The organism is Oceanotoga teriensis (assembly GCF_003148465.1).
Lineage (GTDB): Bacteria > Thermotogota > Thermotogae > Petrotogales > Petrotogaceae > Oceanotoga > Oceanotoga teriensis.
Genome location: NZ_QGGI01000019.1, coordinates 22,867 through 43,544, shown reverse-complemented (window position 1 = coordinate 43,544; position 20,678 = coordinate 22,867). Strand labels below are relative to the sequence as shown.

Annotated in this window: 18 protein-coding genes and 1 pseudogene; 11 read left to right on the top strand and 8 right to left on the bottom strand. The window is 26.5% G+C overall.

Annotation, left to right across the window (positions count from 1 at the left end):
• The first annotated feature begins 151 nt into the window (after window positions 1-151).
• The 8 genes from C7380_RS11260 to C7380_RS11225 all read left to right on the top strand — a co-directional run bounded on the left by C7380_RS11260 (window position 152) and on the right by C7380_RS11225 (window position 8,875).
• On the top strand, window positions 152-1,327 hold the full coding sequence (locus tag C7380_RS11260) for a cation:proton antiporter (protein WP_109605971.1): 1,176 nt from the start codon (window positions 152-154) through the stop codon (window positions 1,325-1,327).
• 130 nt (window positions 1,328-1,457) lie between these two features.
• Window positions 1,458-2,924 (top strand): ABC transporter substrate-binding protein, encoded by a 1,467-nt coding sequence (locus C7380_RS11255; RefSeq protein WP_109605969.1) that lies wholly within the window; start codon window positions 1,458-1,460, stop codon window positions 2,922-2,924.
• Between the two features lie 9 nt (window positions 2,925-2,933).
• Entirely contained in the window at window positions 2,934-3,869 is a 936-nt protein-coding gene (locus tag C7380_RS11250; protein ID WP_206050594.1) for an ABC transporter permease, read from the top strand.
• Between the two features lie 8 nt (window positions 3,870-3,877).
• On the top strand, window positions 3,878-4,681 hold the full coding sequence (locus C7380_RS11245) for an ABC transporter permease (protein WP_109605967.1): 804 nt from the start codon (window positions 3,878-3,880) through the stop codon (window positions 4,679-4,681).
• A 4-nt stretch (window positions 4,682-4,685) separates the two neighbouring features.
• On the top strand, window positions 4,686-5,654 hold the full coding sequence (locus tag C7380_RS11240) for an ABC transporter ATP-binding protein (RefSeq protein WP_109605965.1): 969 nt from the start codon (window positions 4,686-4,688) through the stop codon (window positions 5,652-5,654).
• Window positions 5,647-6,603, top strand: coding sequence for an ABC transporter ATP-binding protein (locus tag C7380_RS11235; protein WP_206050593.1), 957 nt, complete (start codon window positions 5,647-5,649; stop codon window positions 6,601-6,603). Before C7380_RS11240 ends, C7380_RS11235 begins: the two co-directional genes overlap by 8 nt.
• 3 nt (window positions 6,604-6,606) lie before the next feature.
• On the top strand, window positions 6,607-7,416 hold the full coding sequence (locus C7380_RS11230; RefSeq protein ID WP_109605961.1) for a metallophosphoesterase: 810 nt from the start codon (window positions 6,607-6,609) through the stop codon (window positions 7,414-7,416).
• A 76-nt stretch (window positions 7,417-7,492) separates the two neighbouring features.
• A complete protein-coding gene (locus C7380_RS11225) occupies window positions 7,493-8,875 on the top strand; it encodes an MATE family efflux transporter (RefSeq protein WP_158274891.1) in 1,383 nt (460 codons plus the stop codon).
• On the opposite strand, the gene C7380_RS11220 is transcribed toward C7380_RS11225, so the two are convergent.
• The 6 genes and pseudogenes from C7380_RS11220 to C7380_RS11195 form a co-directional block, all read right to left on the bottom strand.
• Complete coding sequence (locus tag C7380_RS11220) at window positions 8,872-11,013, bottom strand: BglG family transcription antiterminator (RefSeq protein WP_109605957.1); 2,142 nt, start codon at window positions 11,011-11,013, stop codon at window positions 8,872-8,874. The genes C7380_RS11225 and C7380_RS11220 overlap by 4 nt on opposite strands.
• A gap of 62 nt (window positions 11,014-11,075) precedes the next feature.
• Window positions 11,076-11,513, bottom strand: coding sequence for a PTS sugar transporter subunit IIA (locus C7380_RS11215; RefSeq protein ID WP_158274890.1), 438 nt, complete (start codon window positions 11,511-11,513; stop codon window positions 11,076-11,078).
• A gap of 32 nt (window positions 11,514-11,545) precedes the next feature.
• The gene (locus C7380_RS11210) at window positions 11,546-12,490 is read right to left on the bottom strand and encodes a transketolase family protein (RefSeq protein ID WP_109605953.1); all 945 of its coding nucleotides are present in this window, start codon (window positions 12,488-12,490) and stop codon (window positions 11,546-11,548) included.
• 12 nt (window positions 12,491-12,502) lie between these two features.
• The gene (locus C7380_RS11205; RefSeq protein ID WP_109605975.1) at window positions 12,503-13,300 is read right to left on the bottom strand and encodes a transketolase; all 798 of its coding nucleotides are present in this window, start codon (window positions 13,298-13,300) and stop codon (window positions 12,503-12,505) included.
• 38 nt (window positions 13,301-13,338) lie between these two features.
• Window positions 13,339-14,606: pseudogene (ulaA, locus tag C7380_RS11200) on the bottom strand (PTS ascorbate transporter subunit IIC).
• Between the two features lie 16 nt (window positions 14,607-14,622).
• Window positions 14,623-14,907 (bottom strand): PTS sugar transporter subunit IIB, encoded by a 285-nt coding sequence (locus tag C7380_RS11195; protein WP_109605951.1) that lies wholly within the window; start codon window positions 14,905-14,907, stop codon window positions 14,623-14,625.
• A 335-nt stretch (window positions 14,908-15,242) separates the two neighbouring features.
• Here C7380_RS11195 and C7380_RS11190 point away from each other — a divergent pair, with 335 nt between their 5' ends.
• The 3 genes from C7380_RS11190 to C7380_RS11180 are packed head-to-tail and all read left to right on the top strand — an operon-like array spanning window position 15,243 to window position 19,772.
• On the top strand, window positions 15,243-16,220 hold the full coding sequence (locus C7380_RS11190) for a helix-turn-helix domain-containing protein (RefSeq protein ID WP_109605949.1): 978 nt from the start codon (window positions 15,243-15,245) through the stop codon (window positions 16,218-16,220).
• A gap of 14 nt (window positions 16,221-16,234) precedes the next feature.
• Window positions 16,235-18,040 (top strand): ABC transporter ATP-binding protein, encoded by a 1,806-nt coding sequence (locus C7380_RS11185; protein ID WP_146192168.1) that lies wholly within the window; start codon window positions 16,235-16,237, stop codon window positions 18,038-18,040.
• Complete coding sequence (locus C7380_RS11180) at window positions 18,033-19,772, top strand: ABC transporter ATP-binding protein (protein WP_109605945.1); 1,740 nt, start codon at window positions 18,033-18,035, stop codon at window positions 19,770-19,772. Before C7380_RS11185 ends, C7380_RS11180 begins: the two co-directional genes overlap by 8 nt.
• 165 nt (window positions 19,773-19,937) lie before the next feature.
• On the opposite strand, the gene C7380_RS11175 is transcribed toward C7380_RS11180, so the two are convergent.
• Complete coding sequence (locus C7380_RS11175; protein ID WP_109605943.1) at window positions 19,938-20,141, bottom strand: hypothetical protein; 204 nt, start codon at window positions 20,139-20,141, stop codon at window positions 19,938-19,940.
• A gap of 14 nt (window positions 20,142-20,155) precedes the next feature.
• The gene (locus C7380_RS11170) at window positions 20,156-20,440 is read right to left on the bottom strand and encodes a hypothetical protein (RefSeq protein WP_109605942.1); all 285 of its coding nucleotides are present in this window, start codon (window positions 20,438-20,440) and stop codon (window positions 20,156-20,158) included.
• Between the last annotated feature and the right edge of the window lie 238 nt (window positions 20,441-20,678).

Below are 20,678 nucleotides of genomic sequence, written 5' to 3'. Positions count from 1 at the left end.
TAACTACTACCATATTTTATGTTTATTAATTTTTTAATAAATAAAATTTCTTTCATTATTTATTATCTTTTATATTTTTTTGTTTTTTTTAATTTCTATGAATTATCATGAAATATTCACTTAAGCGTATTTTATAGAGGGAGGAAAGTTTATGGCACTTAGTATAGCTACTGTAATAATTTTGGGATTGATTTTTAAATGGTTATTTGAAAAAATTAAACTTCCTGGCATACTTGGAATGCTTATACTTGGAGTTTTAATAGGACCATATATGCTTGACTGGATAAGCCCTGAGATGATGAATATTTCTACAGATTTAAGAAAAATAGCTCTTATAATAATACTTTTAAGAGCGGGACTTGGAATATCGAGAAGTACGCTTAAAAAAGTTGGAAAAGAATCTGCAAAACTTGCATTTATTCCAGATCTTATTGAAGGATTTGCTATTGCCTTTTTTTCTATGAAGATATTTGGCCTTTCTTTTATAGAAGGCGGAATGCTTGGATTCATAATAGCGGCAGTTTCTCCAGCGGTGGTAGTGCCATCTATGCTTGAATTAATTGAAAAGGGAAAAGGTGAAAAGAAAGCTATTCCAACTATGATACTTGCAGGTGCTTCTATTGATGATGTTGTAGCTATTACAATGTTTTCAACTTTTTTGGGACTTTATGGTGGAAAGAATGTAAATATACCTGTAAAAATAATTGAAATTCCAATTTCAATTATTTTGGGAGTTGCAATAGGGGCTGTTGTAGGTTTTATATTTGTTCGTATTTTTAAGAAATTTCATATACGAGATACAAGAAAAGTTTTATATATAATAGCCATATCTATATTTTTGACAACGCTCGAAGATGTTTTAAAATCTTATATACAGATTGCAAGTCTTCTAGGTGTTATGACTATAGGTTTTATATTACTTGAAAAAAAGCCAGATGCAGCAAATAGAATAGCAAAGAAATTTGAAAAAATATGGGTTTTTGCTGAAATAATATTATTTGTTTTAGTTGGTGCACAAGTTAATACGACAGTTGCTTTAAATTCAGGTCTCAAAGGCCTTGCTTTGATAACTATAGGTCTTTTGTTTAGAAGCTTAGGTGTTTTTATATCTTTAATGGGATCTGATTTGAATGGAAAAGAGAAAATTTTTTCTATTATAGGATATATTCCTAAAGCTACTGTTCAGGCAGCTATAGGGGCTGTTCCTTTGAGCATGGGTGTTGAAAATGGGGAGCTTATTCTCGCAGTTGCAGTTTTATCTATAATATTTACAGCACCAATAGGGGCATTTGGTATAAAGTATTTTGGAGATAAATTATTGGACTAAAGATAATAAAAATAGACTTATCGTTTGATAAGTCTATTTTTTTTATATAATTTAATATTTCTAAAAAAAAGAAAAATAATCAAGAAATATAATTTTTATGAATTGAAAATAAAAAGGAGTGGATTATGATATGAAAAAAGTATTTTTATTTATATCGGTTTTGAGTATAATGATTTTTTCTTTTTCATCGAATATAGTTATAAGAGTTCCACAAGATCCAGATTTTCTTGACCCACATAAAGCTGCAGCTTCGGGAACATATGAAATGATGTTTAATGTTTTTGAAGGCCTTTTAAAACCAAGCCCGGATGGTAAAGTTATACCGGCTGTTGCTGAATCTTATACTGTAAGCGATGATGGATTAGAATATACTTTTAAATTGAGAAAAAATATTAAGTTTCATAATGGTGAAATAGTAACAGTAGAAGATGTTTTATATTCTTTAAACAGACTTAAAGGTAATGATAAAGATTCTGCTTTATCTTCTGATTTTCAAAAGTATGTTGAAAGCATAGATTCACCAGATTCTCAAACTATTAAAGTCAGATTAAATACAAGAAATTCTGATTTTTTAGTTAAATTTGTAGCTGCAATTGTACCTAAGAAGGTTAATTTATTGAATGATAATCCAATAGGTACAGGACCATATTCTTTTGTAGAATATGTACCAGGTCAAAAACTTGTATTAAAAAAATTTGCGGATTATTGGGGAGAAAAAGCTCATATAGATAATGTTGTTTTTAAAATAATTCCTGATGAACAAACATCTTTATTGAGTTTTCTTTCTGGAGATATAAGAATGTATCCAAGGATAAATGATATTCAAGCTGAAATGTTAAAAGATAGATATAATGTAATAAAAGGTGAACAGAATATGGTACAACTAATGACTATGAATAATAAAGTCAAACCTTTTGATGATAAAAGAGTGAGACAAGCTATAAATTATGCCATTGATAAGGATGAAATAATTCAATTGGTTGCAAATGGTAATGGAACTAAACTAGGTTCTAATATGTCTCCTATAATGAAAGAATATTATGAAGAAGGACTCGAAGATTATTATAAAACTGATTTAAATAAGGCTAAACAACTTTTAAAAGATGCAGGATACTCTGATGGATTTACTACTACAATAACAGTTCCATCAAATTATAAATTTCATGTAGATACAGCTCAAGTTATAGCAGAACAACTTAAAAAAATTGGAGTTAATGTAGAAATAAAACAGGTTGAATGGGGTGTATGGTTGGATGAAGTTTATTCAAAAAGAAATTATGATATGACGATAATAGGTCTTACAGGTAAGTTAAGCCCATATGATATATTGAGAAGATATTTAAGTGATTATCCAAAAAATTTTTATAATTATGAGAACTTAGAATATGATGAAATAATAAATAAAGCTATATCTGAAACAAATGAAGATATAAGAGCAGCACTTTATAAGCAAGCACAGATAATTTTAACAGAAGATGCAGCAGCTGTTTATATAATGGATCCTCAACTTACAGTAGTGACTTATAAAGAAATAAAAGGATATACTATGTATCCACTGTATGTTCAAGATATTTCAAAATTATATTACGAAAAATGAGGTATTTAAATGTTTTTTAAAAAAATATTATCTATGATTATAACCATATTATTCATAACCCTTATAACTTTTTCTGTTTTTGAAATTATACCTGGCGACCCCATACTTTCAAAGTTAGGCATGGATGCCGATGAGGCACAAATTCAAGCTTTAAAGAGTGAATTGGATCTTGATTCCCCATTTCCAGTCAGATATATAAACTGGCTGGAATCTCTTTTTAAAGGAGATCTTGGAAAATCTATAAGGTATGAAAAACCTGTTCTACAGATGATAAAAGATAGAGTACCAGTAACTTTTTCAATGGCTTTTATGTCTATAATAATAATAATTTTAATAGGTGTACCTCTTGGAATAATAAGTGCAAAGAATAATAATAAATTTATTGGAACTTTTATATCTTTTATAACTCAGTTTTTAATGTCAATACCTTCTTTTTGGATTGGTATAATACTTATTTTTTTGTTTGGTCTCATTTTTAGAATATTTTCAACGGGAGGATATGTTCCATGGTCACAAAATCCTTTTGAAGCTTTTAAAGCTCTTTTTTTACCTTCATTAGCTATATCTATACCTTCGATAGCTGTTATAACAAGATATACAAAAAATACTATTATTGAAGAAATGAACAAACCTTATACTTTAACAGCATATTCTAAAGGAATACAGGCTAATAAAGTTTTACTGAAGCATAATTTAAGAAATGCCCTCATTCCTGTTATAACCATTTTGGGAATGATAATAGGTAATATACTTGGTGGAAGCATAATTATAGAACAAGTTTTTTCTTTACCTGGAATAGGAAGACTTTTGATAAATGCAATTTCAACAAGAGATATTCCTTTAGTACAAGGACTTGTATTGTATTTAGCTTTTATAGTCGTTTTTATAAATTTTATGATAGATATACTCTATGTGTTGATAGATCCAAGAGTAAAAACAAAATAGGTGATTAGATGAAGAATATAAATTTAATGATAGGAATAATTATAATTTCTTTTATAGTTTTAATAGGTGTTTTGAGTTTTTTTTATACTCCGCATGATATAACTCAAATGAATGTGACTAAAAGATTTTCTTCACCATCATTTGAAAATATACTTGGAACTGATAATTTTGGTAGAGATATATTGAGTAGAATAATGGTTGGTACACAAACAGCTTTATTTGTTGGATTTGTATCTGTTGCAATAGGTCTCGTATTTGGAGTTTTTATAGGAGCGTTATCTGGATATTTAGGTGGGATATTTGATGAAATAATTATGAGATTTATGGATGCGATGCTTGCTTTTCCTGGTATATTATTCGCTTTGATGTTTGTATCGATTTTTGGAGTGGGAATAAAAAATACCATAATTGCGATAGGGATTATGTCTATACCAAGTTTTGCTCGTATAACAAGAAGTGGTGTTATTCAACATAAAAATTTTGAATATGTGAAGAATGCAAAAATAAAAGGTGCAGGTAGTTTAAGAATAATATTTTTTCATATACTTCCAAATATACTTTCTCCAATACTTGTTGCAGGATCATTAGGTTTTTCCAGTGCTATACTTTCCGAAGCTGGTTTGAGTTATCTTGGACTTGGAGTTCAACCGCCATATCCAAGTTGGGGTAGGATGCTTAATGAATCACAAATATTTATAACTATATCTCCATGGTATGCTATTGCTCCAGGATTGATGATATCTTTAACTGTTTTAGGGTTTAATTTTCTCGGAGATGGATTGAGAGATCTTCAAGACAAAAGGAAGAAGTGATTTTATGGAATTATTGAGTTTAGAGAATATTTCAATAGGATTTAAAAATAAAAATTATTTGAGTTCGGCTGTTAAAAATATAAGTTTTAAAATAAAAAAAGGTGAAATACTTGGAATTGTTGGTGAATCGGGATGTGGTAAGAGCATAACCTCTCTTTCTATAATAGGACTTTTACCTGATAATGCTGTAATAACTTCTGGTAAGTTGATATTTGATAATAAAAACTTATTATCTTTAAAAAATAAAGAAAGAATAAAAATGATGGGTGAAAAAATTTCTATGATCTTTCAAGAACCAATGGTATCTTTGAATCCTCTTATGAAAATAGGAAAACAAATAGAAGAAAATATAGTTCAACATAGAATTATAGATAAAAAGACTTTAAAAGAAGAAACATTAAATCTATTAAAAAGTACGGGAATACCAGATGTTGAAAGTTCTTATAATAAATATCCTCATGAATTATCCGGTGGACAAAGACAAAGAGTTATCATAGCAATTGCAATTGCTAATCAACCTGATTTAATAATAGCTGATGAACCTACAACAGCATTAGATGTTACAATACAAGCTCAAATAATAGATTTATTAAAAAATATAAATAAAAGTAGGGAATCTTCTATTTTATTTGTATCTCATGATATAGGCGTTATAGATGAGATATGTGATTCTGTAGTTGTTATGTATTTTGGGGAAATAATAGAAAAGGGAAGCAAAAAAGAAATAATAAATAATCCTAAACATCCCTATACTGAGGGACTTTTAAAATGTTTGCCTTCTGATGATTTAAGGGGTAAGAAACTTTATAATATAAAAGGAAAAGTTCCTGATATAAACTCAAAGATTGAGGGTTGTCCATTCAAGGATAGATGTGATTTTGTTATGGATATTTGTAAAATTGAAAACCCAAAAGAATTTAAGATTAATGAAGAACATTATGTGAAATGTCATAAGGTGATAAATAATGGATAGTATAGTTGAAATAAAGGGATTGAAGAAAAGTTTTATTAATAGAAATAATTCTTTATTTAAAAAAAATAAAAAAATAAATGTTTTAAAGGGTGTAGATTTAAAAATAAAAACTGGAGAAGTTTATGGACTTGTTGGAGAATCCGGTTGCGGTAAAACAACTACTGGAAATATAATAACAAGACTTTTAAAAGAAGATTCAGGAGATATCTTATATAAAAATGAAAGAATAAATGATATAAAAAATAAAAGATTAAAAAATTATAGAAAAGAAGTTCAAATGATTTTTCAAGATTCATCAGGATCAATAAATCCCAAAAAGACTATAAAATGGATACTTGAAGAACCTTTAAAAATACATGGAATATATGATAAAACTTCTAATGAATATTTAAATGATAGATTGGAAGATGTTGGACTTGGTAAAGAACATCTTAAAAGATATCCTCATGAATTATCTGGTGGACAAAGACAGAGAATAAGTATATTGAGTGCTTTAATATTGAATCCAAAGTTAATAGTTGCAGATGAACCAGTTTCTTCATTGGATGTTTCAATACAAGCACAAATATTGAATCTTTTAAAAGATTTACAAAGTAATTATAACTTGACTTATTTATTTATTTCTCATGATTTGAATGTAGTCAGTTATTTGAGCGATAGAATATCGGTTATGTATATGGGAAAGATAATTGAGACAGGGGATGTAGAAAATATAATGAAAATGCCTGCTCATCCTTATACAAAAGTTTTAATATCTTCAGTTCCAAAAATAAATAGAAAGAATAATAGAATAATTATAAAAGGAGATATTCCGAAGTATAATAGTGATATAGGATGTGATTTTTATTCGAGATGTCCCTATGCTATGGATATTTGTAAAAAAAATGATCCTGATGAAATAAATTTGGAAAAAAATCATACAGTAAAATGTCATCTTTTTGGGAGGTAATTTATGAAAATTGGAATAATTTCAGATATTCATGTTGATATCAGTAATAAAGAAGATGAAAAAATAGAAGAAATATTAAGCGATTATTTAAAAGAAAAAGAGGTAGAAGTTCTCATAATAGCTGGAGATATTTCTGAGAATTATAATACAACGATCGAAGTTTTGAGAAAAATAGAAGAATTATCAAAATCGAAAGTTCTTTTTGTACCTGGTAATCATGATCTTTGGAATATAAAAAATAAAGAACTTGAAACATATAATATATATGAAAAATTAAAAACCTTTGAAGGAAATCTTTGTGATAATCCTTATGAACTAAATGAAGAATATGTAGTTATAGGGGATGTTTTATGGTATGATTATTCTTTTGCAGATAATAGTTTTTCTGATGAACAACTTGAAATGAAAATGTATATGGGAAGAACATGGAAAGATAGTCAGTATATTAAATGGGGAAAACTTGATAAAATTAAAAACATAGAATTTATAGAAAAATTAAAAGAACAAATAAGTAAATATAAAAATAAAAAAATAATACTTGTAACTCATATGATAACGCATCCTGCATTTAAAGTAGAATATAATGATTTATGGAAGTATTTTAACGGTTTTCTTGGTACAGATAAACTATTGCCAATAATCGAGGATAATAATAATATAAAGTATATTATAATGGGACATGTTCATTATAGAAGAGAATTTAAAGATGGTGAGAAAAATTATATATGTAGATGTTTAAACTATAGAAATGAGTGGGAGAGTGAAGATATTAAAAAGGAGATAAAAAACACTTTGAAAATATTAGATTTATAAAAATATTATGAAAAAAATTGAATATTATGAGATATAATAGTATGGAATGCTAACAAAATATGGATGGTGTATTATCATGGATTATGAAAAGAAAAGAGATATGATACTTCATGGGGATATAAAAAAAGCCCTTTTAAAAATGGCAATTCCATTACTATTATCAAATTTGAGTCAAACCCTTTACAATTTGACAGACACTTATTGGGTAGGCAAGATTGGTTCATTGGAGGTGGCGGCCGCTTCATTTGTTTGGCCGGTTTTATTTTTTGTTATAACTATAGGTATAGGAATATCTTCAGCTGGAACTTCATTGATGTCTCAATACAATGGACTAAGAGATAAAGATAATGCTCGATTAATAGCTGGACAGATATTTTCTCTCACTATAGTTTTTTCTATTGTTATGACTATTATAGGTATAATTGTTTCACCATATGTCTTGAGATGGATGGGTGCAACTGGAGAATTATATGATAAATCATTGACTTATTTGAGGATAATGTTTTTGAGTACACCTGTATCTTATACTTATATGGTTTTTAATTCTGTTAAAACATCAGAAGGAAATACTCTTACGCCTATGATAATAAGTTCTTTGGGTGTTGTTTTAAATATGATTCTTGATCCACTTTTTATAATCAATTTTAGAATGGGTATAATCGGTGCGGCTATAGCTTCTGTAATTTCTCAAGGAGTATTTTTGATTTTAATTTATCCTCTTCTATTTAGAAAAAAAGATGGTATATATATAAAAAAATGTAATTTAAAATTGAGAATGGATAAGGTTATTAAAATATTTAAAATAGGATTACCCTCAACTATAGGGACTTCTATGGAATCTCTTGGTTTTATAATATTGAACAGTTTTATAGTTACTTATGGAAATACTACTCTTGCTGCATACAGTGTAGCTAATAGAATAAATTCTATGGTTTTTATGCCTGGAATGGCTATTGGTGGTGCTATAGTTTCTATAATAGGTCAAAATATAGGTGCAGATCAAATAGATAGGGTAAAAAAAGCTTTCAAAACAGCTGCATTGTATTCATTTACTATATCTATGACTTTGGGTATTATTTTGTTTATATATGCCGAAAATGCTTTAAAAATATTTTTACCTTTAGAACAAGATCTTCCAACTGTTATTGAAGGTACTGAGTATATGAAATTAATGGCTCTTTCATTATTCCTTGTAGGTATGAATGATCTTTTAAATGGAACATTTCAAGGATCTGGTCATACATTGTATTCTATGATGATTTCTATGGGAAGACTTTGGATATTCAGAATACCTATGATAATAATATTCCAAAATTTTACAGATCTTGGTTCTACAGGAGTTTGGTATGCTATGGTTTTGAGTAACTTTTTAACTACTATAATGGGATTTTTATTCTTTTTCTTTGGAAAATGGGAGAGAAGAGTTGTTGAAAAATCTCCTGTGTATGATCAGGATTAATTTTTAGTATAATCGTAATTTTGTATATACTTTAATATTTCATTAGTATTTTTAAAAGATATCATATGATTTATAAAATTTTTGTCATTTAAAAGTTTTAAAATATCTGTTATAGCTTTTAAATCTTCATTTTTATCTTTTGTACAAAAAGTAAAGACAATTTTAACGGGGTCATTTTTTGAATTAAATTTGACTCCGTTTTTTATTATCAACATAGAAATTCCAGGTTTTAACACTCCATCTTTTGATGAAGCATGTATTAAAGCCACATGTTTTGATATAACAGAATAAGGACCATTTTCTTTTATTATTTTTATACATTTTTGTATATATTCTTTTACTATAAATTCTTCTTTTAAAAGCAATTCTCCAGATTTGAATACGGCATCTTCCCAATCTTTTATGGTATTTATTTTTTTTATTAATTTTATATTTAAAAGATTTTTAAGGGTTAATTCATCATTATTAGTTTTATTATAATTTTCTTCTTTTATTATATTTTTTATTTTAATATAAGTATTTTCATCATCTATATTATTCTTTAGTATTTTTAAAAGATCATTTTTACTTATTTTTTCATTGAAACTTATATTTTTCTTTCTTATATTTAACATATTTTTTCGTTTTATAATTATAGATCGAATTTTTGATATGTCTTCATTTGAAAGTAAAGGAGATACTTTTAAATTTGGAAAATTATTTTCATGTATATCAAATGTAGATAAAATTAAGTCAATATCTTGTTTATAATATTTATTTATCTCTCTCACTGGAACAGTATTTATTATTTTTATATTATTAAATTCATTTAAAAGCCTTGATTTTAATATATTTGTTGTTCCTATACCACTTGAACAGACTAAAATCACTTTAAGAAAATTACCTTCATTTTTGTAATTTTTTTCTATTGAAGCACCAAAATGTAAAGCTATATAACCAATTTCATTTTCTTCTACATTTTTGTTTAAATAAGCCATAAAAATCTTTGAGGCTATAATAGAAGCTTCATATATTTCTGAATATTTGTTTTTTATTTCCGGTAATAATGGATTATGAAGTGGTAAATTAAACTTTATTCTATTTGCTGCGGCCATCAAATGTATGGCGAGTCCTTTTATTAATTCATTATCATGTATTAAATTTATTTTAAAATAATCATCAACAATTTTACACATTTCTTTTGCAAGAAATAAAAAATCTTCATTTACTCCATCTTTATTTAAAGGAATTATATCTTTTTTTGCACCTAAAAGATGAAAAGCTAAAAAAAATCTTTCTTCTTGAGGTATAGATATTTCAAAAAAATTTTCAGAATCATCAGAAATTTTATTTATTATTTCAAGTTCTTTTTTTGTTATTAAATCATTTATCATAGAATTTTCATATTTTATTATTTTCCCATTCTTTATTCTTTTTATAGAAAAACATAAATGTATTATTAAACTCGCATAATCATCGAATGATATATCAAATTTATATTTTTTTATGTATTTTTTAATTATATATTCAACTTCAAATATATCAATCCCATTTATTAATTCATTAAAAAAATTCAGAGTATCATTTTTAAAAAATTTTTCTTTTATATAATCTTTATTTAAATTGTTTAAAAGTTTTATTATTTTTTCAGTTTTTCCAGTTTCATATATCAAAGAAGTAAAAGCATGTCTTATATCATTTTCTTCACCATCGATTAAAATTCCAAAATTTTGTTTTCTTATAAGATTTATTTTTTTATTCCTCAACCAATATTCAACTACATCAAGATCATTGGATATAGTTGATTTGCTTACTTTAGTAATTTCTTCAAGATCGTTTATTTTTATTGGTTCAAAAGTTTGAAATAGTTTGAATAGTATTAAAAACACTCTATCTGTTTTTTCTATAGATAGATTTTTATCATCAAAATTTTTAATGAATTTATTTAATGAATTTTTATTTTTTATATAAATACCAACACCTTGTTTAGATATTAGAGCAAAATCATATTTTTTTGAGAGAATTTTTATTTCTTCCAAATCATATCTTATAGTTCTTTTACTCACATTAAATTTTTTTGATATTTCAGCTATTGTTATAGGTGTTTTTAAATCATGAAGAAAAATCATTATATCTATAATTCTTGTTTTTATATTCATATAAAAAACCTCACATTTAATTTGATGAAAGAAGAATAGAGGATATAAATCCTCTTATTCTCCTATTTGTTTATGAAAGTATAAATTTCTTCCGATTTATTTATATTAGTTATCTTTTTGTAAAAATCTTTATTATCCATTATTTCAGATAATTTTGAAAGAATTTTTAAATGAGATTTACTTTCTTTAGCCGAGAATGATATTATTATTTTTACAGGATCATTTGCTTTATTTCCAAATTTGACACCATTTTTTAATATGATCATAGAAATATCATTTTTGAGAACATCATCAGAAGATTCGGCGTGAGCCAAAGCAATTCCAGGTGATATAACTATATATGGTCCATATTTTTTTACATTTTCAATCATTTTTAAAATATAATTTTCTTTTATACTTTTATTTTTTAAAAGAAGTTCACCTGAAATTCTTACAGCTTGTTCCCAATTTTCAGCATTTATATTTGTTTTTATATTTTGTAGTGGAATTATTTCATTCAAAAATACCGCCTCCAAATAATGTTTTCCAGACATCATAATCCTTTGATAATTTCTAAAGCCTTTTCCACTACTTTTTCACTTGAAAGACCATATTTCTTTTTTACATCAGATGTTTTTCCTGATTCTGTAAAAGTATTATTTACACCAACACATTTTACAATGATATTGTTTTTAGACTTTACGATTTCTTCTGAAATAACTCCATTTAATCCTCCACTTACATTATGATTTTCTACTGTTACTATTCCTTTTACTCTTGAAGAAAGTTTATTTATTAATTCTGAATCTATAGGTTTTATACTTCTTATATTTATTAATTTGTTTTTATAACCCAATTCTTTTAAAGATAAAAATCCTTCATAAGCTTCTTTGGAAGAACTTCCTTCGAATATTATAGCTATATCATTTCCATCATCTTCTAAGATTTCAGCTTTACCAGTGTGAAAAGAACAATTTTCATCATGTAATATTGGAACTGTATCTCTTGGAGTTCTTATATAAACAGGACCGTTTATCTTTAATGCTTCTTCTACACATGCTTTTAATTCATTCATATCTGATGGAGTGAATACTGTCATATTAGGAATTACTCTTGATAAGGCAATATCTTCAAGCGCATGATGAGTTGCACCATCAGGACCATTATCCATTCCAGGATGACTTCCAATTATTTTGAAATTAAAATTTGAATAGCATGCTTGTCTTAATTGAGTCCAAACGGTTCCAGTTACAAAAATTGAAAAATTCACATAAATAGGTATAAATCCTTCCATGGCAAAGCCACATACAGAACTCATACTACTTTGTTCAGCTATTCCCATTTCAAAAAAATTATTTGGATAAACTTCAGCAAATTCATTCGATTTTACAGATGAAGCTAAATCACTATCTATTACTACTAAATTTTTATGTTTTTTTTGCATTTCAATAAGTACTTTTCCTATATAATCTCTTGTTGAAACAAGTTTATAATTCATAAAAACACCTCTTTAATTTAATTCTTCTATAGCTTTTTTATATTGTTCATCGTTTAATCCACCACTATGCCATTTAGGATTATTTTCCATGAAACTTACACCTTTTCCTTTTATCGTATTTGCAATTATAAACTTAGGTTTATCTGTTATTGAATCTATTTTTTCAAGTACTTGTAAGATTTCCTCGATATCATTTCCATTTATTTCTTCTATATGCCAATTAAAACTTTTGATTCTATCATGTATTGGTTCAAGATTCATGACTTCATTACAATTTCCTTTAGATGAAAGTTTATTATAGTCAAGAAATACTATTAAATTGTTTAATTTATAATGTGCTCCTTCCATAAGAGCTTCCCATATTTGACCTTCATGCATTTCACCATCACCTATTATTACATATACATTATGATCATTATCATTTTTTAATTTCTTTGCAAGTGCAGCTCCCACTCCTATTGAAAGACCTTGGCCTAATAACCCCGTATTGGCATCTATTTCTTTAATTTTATTTCTATCAGGATGGCCTTGAAGCCTTGAGTTTATTTGTCTGAATGTATTTATTTCAGATTTTTCTATATATCCCAAATCCATAAAAACACTGAATAATGCAGGAGTTACATGGCCTTTAGAAAGTATAAGTCTATCTTTGTTTTCTTCTGATCTATCAATTCTTGTGTTGTATAGTACATTTAGTATATCTATACAAGATAAAGAGCCACCTGGATGACCAACTTTTGCTTTATAAATCATCTCTATTATAGTTTTTCTGTATAATTTAGATTTGTTCTTTAATTCTTCTATGTTTATAGTATTAGACTTCACAAAAATGACCTCCGATTAAATTTTTATCTTACGAATAATTTTCCTAAATAGTACACAACAAGTCCAACAGCAACAAAATCTGTTTCAGGGAATGTTGTACCTGAAAGTCCTATCTTACCCATTATTGGATATAATAATGCAGGACCAACAGCTATTAATATTCCAGTTACAAATCCGCCTGCTATAGCACCTTTCCATCCACCAGTGGCATTACCAAATACTCCAGCAGTAGCTCCTATAAAAAAATAAGGTATTGCAACTGGTATTATTACAGTTACTCCCATTGCAGCAAATATAACCATACATAGTAATCCACCAATATAAGCCGAGATAAATCCTATTACAGTTGCTGTAGGTGCATATGGGAAAACAACTGGACAGTCTAATGCAGGTTTTGCATTTGGTATAAGTTTTTCTGATATTCCAACAAATGCTGGAACTATTTCACCCAAGAACATTCTTACTCCGGTTATTATTATGTATAAAGCAGCGGTGAATGTAAATGCTTGAAAAATTGGATATACAAGCCAATTAACTCCACCTGAAAGAGTTTCAACTGCCTCTTTACCAGCAGCAATTGCAGATATATAATAGAAAGCTCCTATTGATATACTTACAGAGACTACATAATCTTTAAATATTGATAACCAACCAGGTAATTTTAATTTTTCTGTACTTTGTTCTGGGTTTCCAACTTTTGAACCAATCCAACCAGATAAAGCATATGCAAGAGTTACATAATGTCCCATAGCTATTTCATCATTTTTCGTTATTTTTCTCATATATGGTTGGGCAATTGCTGGAAATATTGCAGCAGCAAAACCAAGTATTATAGAGCCTATTAATATAGTTATTGTGTTTCCAAGACCGAGTGCTTTTAAAACAACCGTTAAAAGAGCTGCGAGATATAAATTATGTTGACCAGTCAAAAAAATGTATTTAAACTTTGTAAATCTCGCAACAAGTAAATTACAAATAAATCCAATGAACATGATAAGAGAAACAACAGTTGCAAATTTATTTTGAGCAAGTGCTGTGACAGCTTCAGCAAGAGGTAAGACTCCAGTTAATCCAAACCCTTTAGCAAAAAGTTGTTGAAAACTATCTAAAGCAGTTACACCGAGAGCTGCTCCACTTGAAAATATTAAAAACCAACTATTGTTTTTATAGTTCCAGTTATAACTTTTACGGCAGATTTTTTTTGAATTAGTAAACCCATTAAAGCCATAAGACCTACGAGAATAGGAGCTGAACTTAATACATCAAAAACAACAACTTTCAATAATCCCATAAAAATCCCCCTAACTTTATAATTCTTCTAATTTTTTTAAATAATTCATCAATTTTGATTTTATTTCTTCTTTGTCCATAATATCGTTTATGCCCACTACTTTTACTCCATCTGATTCTAATTGTTCAACGAGATCATTCATTGTAATTACAAAATCTACATCATAATTATTTACAGCACTTAAAACATCATGTTCTATTTCTAAAGGTAAATCATTTTGAGATATTACTTGTTCGAGTTTGAATTTTAACATCATACTACTTCCCATCCCTGTACGACATACCACTAAAGCTCTTCTCATTAAAACACCTCCAATATATATATCTCTTGATTAAATTTTAAAGTATTAATTATTATTATTCAACATGAATAAGATTTATTTTATACCTTTAAGTTGAGGCAATTTTTAAATAAAAAAGGATATTATAAGTTTTTTTATGTTTTGAGTAGTGAGGAGTAGTTTTTTTAGTTTAATTAAAATTAAATTAAACTCTTATGTTATTTTTTGATAATAATAATTATTTTTTATGTTTTGGATTTTTTTTTATTTTTTGGAGTAGAAAAACTCTAGTTTGAGTGATACTATAAAAATAGTAATAAGTTTAATTAACTACTATTTTTAGGAGAGGCTAAATTATGAGGGAGAAAAATGTTTGTAATCTCATGGATTTGAATTTTATATTCACAGATAAAAGTAATTTAGTAAAAGATGGTGATTATTATTGTAAGTTTTATGAAGAGAATCAAGATGAATATATTTATAGAGTACAACCATATTTGTTGATGCCAGGAATAATAATTTTTTTTATCGATTATTTATGTAATAAAGAATATATAAAAAGTGAGATAAAAAGAAGTGATGATTTTTTTGCCATACATTATTGTAGAAAAGGAAGATACGAATGTGAACTTGAAAATGGTTATTCCATATTTATGGGGCCTGGAGACTTTGCGATCCATAATATGAAGTATAAAGTGTTAAATCCATATTTTTCAGAAAGAAAATATGAAGGAATATCTGTATATTTTGACACTAAAAGAATGGAAAAAGATTTAAACAATTTTTTTAAAGTTTTAGGTATTGATACATTTGAATTGATTAAATATTTAAAGAAAATAGATCTTACTCTCGTTGAAAGAGGAAATGAGTTTGTAGAAGGCATATTTGATGATATTTATAAGTATAAACAAAATAATATGATGGAATCTATTAGTTTAAAGATAATAGAACTTTTATTCTTTATTTCCAATAAAAAAACTTTGCATTATTCGAAAAATGATTATATTCCTCAAACACAAAGATTAAAAATAAAATCTATAAAAGATTATTTGACAGAAAATCTTTCGCAACATATAAAAATAAAAGAACTTTCTCTTAGATTTAATATTAAAGAAAATAAAATACAAAATATTTTTAAAGAAATATATGGACAAACTGTATATTCATATATAAAAGAATATAAGATGACAAAAGCTGCATATTATTTGAGAAATTCTGAGTTTAATATAAGTTCTATAGCTTCTAAACTTGGATATATAAATTCGAGTAAATTTTCAGCAGCATTTAAATCAAAGTATGGTGTTACACCAAGTTTTTATAGAAAAGGGATTTAACAAATTAAGGAGGATTGAATGAATTGAATAAAGATTTTAGTTTAATAGGGAAAATAAATGAATATACGGGAAAGTATAAAAAACATTTTATTCTTTCTTGGATTTTTTCGGCTATTTCAGGTGTTTTTATGATGATGCCATATGTATTTATTTATTTTATAATGTCTGAACTTATAGATTTTTTTAAGTTTGGTGGAGAATTAAATTCCTCATTACTTTTAAATTATGGTTGGAGTATAGTTGGAATAACTGTTTTATCTTTTATATTATATTTTACAGCTTTAATGCTTTCGCATACGACAGCTTTCAATGTTAGAAAAAATATGATTCTTAGTTCTATCGAAAAAATTCAAAGTTTTAATATGGGATTTCATTTAAACAATACCAGTGGTAAATTAAGAAAAATAATAGAAAAGAATACTGCTGATACAGAAACATTTATAGCACATTTATTACCAGATCTTTCACAATCTTTTGTTATTCCAATAGCCATACTTATTTTGATCTTATCTTTTGATTATAGATTGGGTATAGCCTGTCTTATTCCTATATTAATAGGTTTTTTTCTTCAATTTGTTTCTATGGGTGATAAAAAAACTAAAGAGTTTAATAGATTATATCAAAATGCTCTTGAAGAAATGAATAATTCAGGTGTTGAATATGTGAGAGGTATTTCTGTAGTTAAAGTTTTTAATCAATCAGTATATTCTTTTAAAAATTTTTATAAATCAATCATAAATTATAAAAATTTTGTACTCAAATATACTTTAAATTTTGAAGTTCCATTTTCTTTATTTAATACTATGATAAATGGTATTTTTTTCTTTATAATTCCAACAGCAATAGTAATTTATAATCTTACAGTAGATTATAAAGCTTTTATATTGAGTTTTATTTTTTATATAGTTTTTATGCCAGCTATAACAACAACACTTTTGAAGATATTATATATTGCAAATCATGCGAGTGTGACTAAAGAATCTATAAGAAGAATAGAAAATATGCTTAATTATGATGACTTGAAATATTCCAAAAAATCTATTTCGCCAAAAGATTATGGTATAAGCTTTGAAGATGTATCTTTTAAATATTCAAAAAATGAAAAATATGCTTTAAAAAATATATCTTTTAATATTCAACAAGGAGAGGTAATAGCACTTGTAGGACCTTCTGGAGGAGGTAAAACTACCATAGCTAATTTGATTACAAGATTTTATGATCCTGAAAAAGGTTCTATTAAAATAGGTGGAGTTGATGTAAAAGACATATCCAAGAATGAATTGATGGATATTATAAGTTTTGTTTTTCAAGAAAACAGATTATTTAAAGAAAGTATTTATGAAAATGTTAGATATGGAAAACTCGATGCATCTAAACAAGAAATAATGAAAGCTCTTGAGAAAGCACAATGTAATGATATTATAGAAAAATTAGAAAATGGTGTTGATACAGTTATTGGCAGAGATGGGATTTATCTTTCTGGAGGAGAAATGCAAAGAATAGCTATAGCAAGAGCATTGCTGAAAAATGCTCCTATAATTATTCTTGATGAAGCTACTGCCTTTACAGATCCAGAAAATGAATTTAAAATTAAACAATCTTTTGATGAATTATTAAAAGGAAAGACAGTTATAATGATTGCTCATAGATTATCAACAATAAAAAATGTAGATAAAATATATTTAGTAGATGATGGTGAAATAATAGAATCAGGAAAACATGAAGAACTTTTACAAAAAGAGGGAAAATATTTGAGAATGTGGAATGAATTTACAAATAGCATAAATTGGAAGTTTAAAGGTGGGGTTAATAATGCTTAAAAATTATTTTGCCCTTTCAGACAAAGGATATAAAAATTTAAAACAATCTATTTTTATAGGTGTTATTTATAATATAAGTCTTATGTTACCAGTAGGATTATTAATATACCTTTTGAATTCATTTATAACCCCTTTTATAAATGATACTGAGAAATCATCTATGAATTTTTGGATCTTTTCTGGTATAGCTCTTTTGCTATTTATTCTACTTTATATAATTGAGAAAATAAAGTATAGATTGAGTTATATATCTGCTTATGAAGAGAGTGCCAATACAAGAATAAATCTTGCCGAAAAGATCCGTACATTACCATTATCATATTTTGGAAAGAAAAACATAAGTGATTTAACTATGACACTCATGGAAGATGTTACAACGCTTGAACACGTATTATCTCATACAGCAGGTGAAATGGTTTCAGCAATGATAAGTATAGTAATAATAGGTGTATCTCTAATGTTTTTTAATTGGAAAATGGCAGTTGCTTTGTTAGCTTTTGTACCTATCGCAGTTATTATGATTTTGGTTACAAAAAATATTCAACATAAAAATAATAAGATGGTTTCTAAATCAAAATTAAAAATATATGATTCTATACAAGAAATATTAGATAATATAAAAGTTATAAAAGGATCGAATCTTGAAGATATTTATTATGATAAATTAAAGGGAAAACTCGATGATTCTATAAAAAAAGCTTTAAAAGTAGAATTTTCTACCGGTTCAATAATAATGTCAGCTCAATCAATTTTAAGACTTGGTTTTGTAACTGTTATAATTACTGGAATTTATTTTATAATGAATGGTCAAATAGATTTGATGACTTTCTTGATATTCATGGTGATTGCTTCGAGAATATTTGATCCATTATCAAGTGTTTTCATGATGCTTGCAGAGGTTATACATTCAAGAAGTTGTGTTGAAAGAATGCTTGAAATAGAAAATTATGAAATTCAAAAAGGCTCAAAATCAGTAAATCTTTCATCATATGATATAAATCTTGAAGATGTATATTTTTCTTATGAAAAGGAAAGTGTTATAAAGGGAATAAATCTTGAAATAAAACAAGGTGAAGTCACAGCTTTAGTAGGGCCTTCAGGATGTGGAAAAAGTACTATAAGTAAACTTATAGCAAGATTTTGGGATATAAATGAAGGAAGTATAAAAATAGGTGGAGTTGATATAAATACAATAGATCCTGAAGAACTTTTAAAGAATTTTTCAATAGTATTTCAAGATGTGGTTCTTTTTAATGATACCATATATAATAATATAAAAGTTGGAAATATGAATGCTTCAAAACAAGAAATAGAAAGAGTTGCAAAACTTGCAAGATGTGATGAATTTATTAATAAACTTTCAAACGGTTATGAAACTGTTATCGGAGAAAATGGATATACATTGTCTGGTGGTGAAAGACAGAGAATTTCTATAGCGAGAGCCTTATTAAAAGATGCTCCTATAATCCTTTTGGATGAAGCAACGGCATCTATAGATCCAGAAAATGAAACTTTGATACAAGATGCCATTGGAAAACTTATAAAAGGAAAAACAGTTCTAATAATTGCTCACAGACTTAGGACAATAGAAAATGTGGATAAAATAGTTGTTATTAATAATGGTAAAGTAGTGGAACAAGGAACAAATGATGAACTTCTGGAGTTAAAAGGCATGTACAGTAAGATGCTTTCCCTTCAAAAAGAAAGTGCTGAATGGGAGATAAAGCAATAAAAACTGTTTGTTAATGATATGACCTCCAAAGTAGACCGTAATTAATAAAAATTACAAAACTGCTTTGGAGGTATATTTATTATATTTACTTTGTTGATTATATCATTTTTAATTTAAAAAAAGAAGATGATTTTTATTCATCTTCTTTCAAACTTTAATCATTTGTCATAACTCTGTAAAACCCATTTTAATCAATCTCAAAATATCTTTCTGATCTTTAGCAACAATAACTTTAAAATTATAATCATTCGAAATTTTATTATAAAAAGCTGGAGAAATTTTTATACCCAATAAAATAGAATTATCATATTTTTTTGTAGTTCTTTTAGTAATAAAGTTAATCTTAACTTCAAATTTTGTTTTATACAAAAGATTTTCGTTTTTTATTTATGTCTCAACGTAGCTTTTGACAAAACAAATTCTTTGTCTTTGTACAATTCTATAGCATAACTATACATGCTCTTTGCAGTGGAAAAATAATTTAAAATTTCGTCATCGTCATCATAATTACCTTTAATAATATCCTTCAATTGCTTTTCATTAGAAACAATACCTTCAATACTCAAAGAATGTCTTGTATCATTCTTGATTAAATAAAGCCATTCTTTATTTGAAATATCAATATTTGACAAGTCGAGAACTCTTTTTCTTGGTTTTATTAAATCCATAAATCACCTCATTATGTCCTTGTTAAAGTTAATATTAAAAACAAAAATATCTATAATAGTTATAATAAGAGAACTATAATCAAAATCCTAATAATCTTAATATATAGAAAAGGACAAAAATCATCAATAATATACTATTATACCGCATAATATGAATAAATTATAATAAAAAAAGAAAAAAATTAAATCCCTCTATAATAAAGAACTTTAGGAATAAGTTATGTAATTCTTAAGAACA